The 4,463-nt window shown below is 69.3% G+C and carries 8 protein-coding genes; all 8 read right to left on the bottom strand.

Translation table 11 applies throughout. The annotated features are described in order from the left end of the window. Window positions 1-675: short-chain dehydrogenase/reductase (locus D3105_RS32570; RefSeq protein WP_118906433.1), on the bottom strand; the 675-nt coding region annotated here is incomplete at its 3' end. Between the two features lie 35 nt (window positions 676-710). Beyond that, the gene (locus D3105_RS32565; protein WP_118906432.1) at window positions 711-1,196 is read right to left on the bottom strand and encodes an Asp23/Gls24 family envelope stress response protein; all 486 of its coding nucleotides are present in this window, start codon (window positions 1,194-1,196) and stop codon (window positions 711-713) included. 128 nt (window positions 1,197-1,324) lie between these two features. Then, window positions 1,325-1,603 carry a gas vesicle protein K gene (locus D3105_RS32560; RefSeq protein WP_030807560.1) on the bottom strand — a complete coding sequence of 93 codons (279 nt, stop codon included), beginning with the start codon at window positions 1,601-1,603 and terminating at the stop codon, window positions 1,325-1,327. Continuing rightward, window positions 1,600-1,827: a gas vesicle protein gene (locus D3105_RS32555; protein WP_030084767.1), complete on the bottom strand. Its 228-nt coding sequence runs from the start codon at window positions 1,825-1,827 to the stop codon at window positions 1,600-1,602. Before D3105_RS32555 ends, D3105_RS32560 begins: the two co-directional genes overlap by 4 nt. Before the next feature lie 2 nt (window positions 1,828-1,829). Beyond that, window positions 1,830-2,654: a GvpL/GvpF family gas vesicle protein gene (locus D3105_RS32550; protein WP_118906431.1), complete on the bottom strand. Its 825-nt coding sequence runs from the start codon at window positions 2,652-2,654 to the stop codon at window positions 1,830-1,832. Beyond that, window positions 2,651-2,998 (bottom strand): gas vesicle protein, encoded by a 348-nt coding sequence (locus D3105_RS32545; RefSeq protein WP_118906430.1) that lies wholly within the window; start codon window positions 2,996-2,998, stop codon window positions 2,651-2,653. The genes D3105_RS32550 and D3105_RS32545 overlap by 4 nt, the downstream gene beginning before the upstream one ends. Then, window positions 2,995-4,143, bottom strand: coding sequence for an SRPBCC family protein (locus D3105_RS32540; RefSeq protein WP_118906429.1), 1,149 nt, complete (start codon window positions 4,141-4,143; stop codon window positions 2,995-2,997). Before D3105_RS32540 ends, D3105_RS32545 begins: the two co-directional genes overlap by 4 nt. 5 nt (window positions 4,144-4,148) lie before the next feature. Further along, window positions 4,149-4,463 (bottom strand): hypothetical protein (locus tag D3105_RS32535; RefSeq protein ID WP_206273029.1); only part of this gene is annotated, 315 nt, incomplete at its 5' end.

The following is a 4,463-nucleotide window of genomic DNA, read 5'->3' as shown; positions in this document are numbered from 1 at the left end:
CCGGCGGGCGGGGCGGGGCTGGTTGCGGCGCAGGGCTGCCAGGACGGGGTGGTCGTCGATGCCGGTGAGCATGTCGGTGCCGGTCCAGTGCAGATAGGCGATACCGACCTGGACTCCGTCCGGTTCGGCTTCGCCGCGCAGGGCGAGGGCGAACGACTCCGCTCCGGCCTTGGAGGCGCAGTAGGCGCTCATCATGGGGGCCGCGCCGAACGCGGCGGTCGAGGCGATCTGGAGGAAGTATCCGCGGGTGGCGGTGAGCTGGGGCAGGAAGGCGCGGGCCGTGTTGGCGGAGCCGATGAGGTTGACGTCGATGACGCGTTGCCAGAGTTCGCCGGAGGTACGGTCGAACGGGCCGCTCACCGCGATGCCGGCGTTGGCCACGACCACGTCGGCGGGCCCGAGTTCGGCCGCCACGCGGCGTGCGGCCTCCGCGAGCGCCGTGCGGTCGGTGATGTCGCACTCGACACAGATGCTCGGACCGGGCAGGGACTCGGCCGCCCTCTGCAGGGCCGCCTTCTCCCGGCCCAGCAGGGCGACCCGCATCCCGGCATGGGAGAGGCTGTGGGCGAGCGCCTCACCGATGCCGCGAGCGGCGCCGGTGACGACGGCGGTCCGCCCGCGCAGAGGACGGGCGGGAGCACGGCGGATCCGGCGCCCGCCCGGACTGTCGGGCATCTTCTCTCCTGCCTTCGGTCAACCGTGAACGCCCCTCACTGGACGCGAGGAGAGCTTCCGCCGGAGCGGGACCCGGCCTGATCGTCGGAATCGTCGTCGTCATCGTCGCCGGGTATGTGGACGTCGAAGACGACGATGTTGATCTCGACCACCTCCAGGCCCGTCATCGACTCCACGGCGTCGGTGACGTTGGTCCGTATCCGGTCCGCGAGCTCGTGGATCGTCGTGCCGTACTCCACCTTGACGTCGACGTCGATCGCGGCCTGCTTCTCGCCCACTTCCACCTTGACGGCGCGCCCCGCGGCGGAGGAGCCGGACGAGCCGGACATACGCCCGGTGACGGCCCCCAGAGCCTTCGACGCTCCTCGGCCTATCGAATGGACGCCGTCGGTCTCCCGTATCGCGATGCCGGCGATGGCGGCGACGACGTTGTCGGCGATGGTCGTTCTGCCGCGGTCACGGGATCCTTCCGAGCGCCGGTCGGTCGTGGTGCCTGTGCCCAGGTTTTCGGTGTCGGCCATGTCTGCCTCACAGAGAGTCATTGCCACGAGCCAGTCCCCCTCCCGGCCCGTGCGGCCCCCTCACTCACTCTGCGCCTGCTCGACCGCATACGCCATTCGAGTGGGGCGGAGACGCGACGCGAGGGCTCTCAGTCGCGGGGCAGCAGGGTCCCCAGGGGGCCGAGGTCGAGATTCAGGTCCTCCGGCCGTACACCGTGCTGCTCGCAGAGTTCCTTCATCCGCTGGTCGAGCAGCATCAGCGTGGTGCCGATCTCCTCGACCTGCTCGTCGCTCAGATCGCCCTGCTCCACCCGGCGGATGGCCTGTCTTTCCATCAGCTGCCGCAGCAGTTCCACCACCGTCAGGACCAGGGCGACCAGGTCCCGCCCCATCTGCTCGGAGTCCAGATCGACACGCGGGCCCGTCACAGCGGCCCCCCGTCGCTCCACGGCGAGGGCACCCGCTCGTTGACCGACGACAACAGCGCGTGCAGCGAAAGCCGTACGAGAGGAACGTCGGCGATCGCGATGACCACGTCGCCGCTCACCACCACACCGGTCGCCAGCACACGGTCCAGCAGATCGACGAGCGGCACCCCGAGAGGACCGCTCAAGGGTTCCGGGCTGTCCCAGGGAACCACGTCGTGCGCCACGGTCACACCTCTCCGACGAAGGAATACGGCACCCAGGGGCCCGACAGCTCGATCTGCGCGCCCGTACGTTCGCCCAACACCGCCACCAGCCGGGCGACTTCGTCCGCCCGTTCGTCGGCGACGAGGTACGTGGCATTGAGCACGTGCACCCGCTGATCGCCCGACAGCGCCGCACCGTGCGTACGCAACCGGCGCGATGCCGCGGCGAGCCCGCGCAGTTCGGCGTCCACGGAGTCGGCGACGTCCAGCGCCTGTTCCCGGAGCTTCTCCCGCCGCGCCTGGGCGCCCCGTTTCCGGTTCAGATAGGCGAGACCCGCGCCGGGGGCCCGTCCACCCGCCGCCTCCGGGGCCGGTGCGTCGGCCGCCGGGTCCGGCTCGGGCGCCAGGGGCCGGTACACCTTCACCCCCCATTCGGCGTGGTGCGCGACGCGCTTCAACGCCGTGTGGAAGCGGTCCGCCTCGTCGGCCAGGCGGCTCCGGGCCCGGTCGTCGTCGTGGTAGAGCGTGGCGAGGGGCAGAGGGACGACGGGCCCGTGCGTGGCCACGGCCGACACCACCGCGTGGTGGGCCCGGGCGTACCGCTCGATCTCCTCCCGGTCGGACAGCCGGCGCTGCCAGACCTCGTCCGTGAAGTCGGCGGCGGGGACGGTCTGCACGACCGCGGTCAGCAGACCCGACGGAAGCAGCCGGACCGCTTCACCGCCCGGCAGGCCGGCCACGCCCGTGACGTCCAACGTGCTCGTGGCACGTGTGCTGCGGCAGACGGCGAACACATACGTGACCGCCGCCTCCGCGGACGCCACCCGTGAGTCCGAGGGCTCTGTCATGCTTGCTCGCTCTCCTTCTCCCGGCCGGTGTCGGCGGACGGTTCGAGCGCCTTCAGGCGCTCCCTCAGCTCACGGTTCTCGTCCTCCAAGGCGTTGCGCGATGCCTTGGAACTCAGCGCGGGATCGGTCTCCCACCAGTCGATGCCCGCCTTCTTCGCGGTGTCGACCGAGGCGACGAACAGGCGGAGACGGATGGTGAGCAACTCGATGTCGAGAAGGTCGATCTTGATGTCGCCGGCGATGACGATGCCCTTGTCCAGGACGCGTTCGAGGATGTCGGCGAGGTTGTTGGTCTGAGGGCCGGGGATCGGCTGATCGCCCTGCCGGAAGTCGAGGTCGGTCACCGCGACTCCTTCGCGCGACGCCTGCGACGCCTCGGAGCGGGCGGCTCGTCCTCGTCCTCTTCCTTGTCGTCCTCTTCCGGCTCCTCTTCGTCCTCGTCCTCCTCGTATTCGTCCTCCGGCTCTCCTTCGTCCTCGCCGTCCTCGCCGTCCTCGCCGTCCTCGCCGTCCTCGCCGTCCTCGCCGTCCTCGCCGTCCTCGCCGTCCTCGCCGTCCTCGTACTCTTCGTCCTCCTCGTCCTCCGGCTCGTCCTCCTCGTCCTCCGGCTCGTCCTCCTCGTCCTCCGGCTCGTCGTCCTCCCGCTCCTGCTCCTCCGCCTCTTCCTGTTCGACGGCCTCCTCGTGGGAGACGACGACCTCACCGTCGCGGATCTCGCCGCGCCAGCCTTCCGGCTCCTCCTCGGTGAGGGTGACGTAGCGTTGGAAGTGCTTGAAGTCGAGCCGCATACGGCGCCCTTGGGCGCGCCAGAGGTTGCCCGTCTTCTCGAAGAACCCGGATGGGTAGTACTCCACGACCAGGATGATCCGGGTCAGTGTGGGCCCGAGCTCGTGGAAGCTGACCGCTCCGCTGGTCGTTCCCTTGGCGCCCTCCGACGACCACACGATCCTGTCGTCCGGCACCTGCTCCAGAACCGTGGCCTTGAAGCTGCGGGACGAGGGGCCGACCTTCACCTTCCAGTCGCTCTCCGTCTCGTCGCTCTTCGAGACATCGCGGACGCCCTTCGCGAAGCTGCTGAACTCCTCGTACTGCGTCCAGGCGTCGTAGGCCGTCCGCAGAGGCACGCCCACATCGAGGACCTCGATGATGTTCATGACCTTGCTGCCGCTGGACTTGCGCTTGCCCTTGCCCCCGCCGCCGAGGGCTTCCTTGGCCTTGTCCACGACCGTGTCCTTCGCTCCCTTGGCCTTCTCCGACACGAAGGCCTTCAGCGGGGAGTCGCCCTGGAGCACACGGGAGCCGATCGCTGGCAGTGAGCCGCCGTTCTCCGCGACATCGCTCAACTGGCCGGTGAGGTCGGTAAGTTTGTCGCCGGCCTTCTCGGCGATCTTCTGCACCTGGGCGCTCGCGTACTTCGACAGCTCGTCCTTCAGACGGTCGACACCCGACTCCTGCGCTTCTTCCGGCTCGGTCCTGTCCGACTTCACCATGACGTCTACCTCCCGCTACCGGAGCGCTTGGATGTTGTCCGCTTCGACGAGGCCGACTTGGAGGACCCCTTCTTCGCCGTCGACTTCTTCGCGGTCGACTTCGCTGCCGTCTTCTTAGCCGGGCTCGACTTCTTGGCGGAGGCGGACTTCTTGGCCGCCGTCTTCTTCGCCGGGCTCGACTTCTTGGCAGGGGCGGACTTCTTGGCCGCCGACTTCTTGGCCGGAGCCTTCTTCGCCGGGGCCGACTTCTTGGCGGGGGCCTTCTTCGCCGGGGCGGACTTCTTGGCGGGGGCCTTCTTCGCCGGGGCGGACTTCTTGGC

Source organism: Streptomyces globisporus, from assembly GCF_003501885.1.
Taxonomy (GTDB): domain Bacteria; phylum Actinomycetota; class Actinomycetes; order Streptomycetales; family Streptomycetaceae; genus Streptomyces; species Streptomyces globisporus_D.
Note: the sequence above shows the minus strand (reverse complement) of the source record. Positions and strands in the feature narration are given on the sequence as shown.

What these genes read in the sequence shown, in the direction of transcription:
- D3105_RS32540 (WP_118906429.1), bottom strand. Translation starts at nt 4,143, where the DNA reads ATGGTGAAGTCGGACAGGACCGAGCCGGAAGAAGCGCAGGAGTCGGGT.
- D3105_RS32565 (WP_118906432.1), bottom strand. Translation starts at nt 1,196, where the DNA reads ATGGCCGACACCGAAAACCTGGGCACAGGCACCACGACCGACCGGCGC.
- D3105_RS32550 (WP_118906431.1), bottom strand. Translation starts at nt 2,654, where the DNA reads ATGACAGAGCCCTCGGACTCACGGGTGGCGTCCGCGGAGGCGGCGGTC.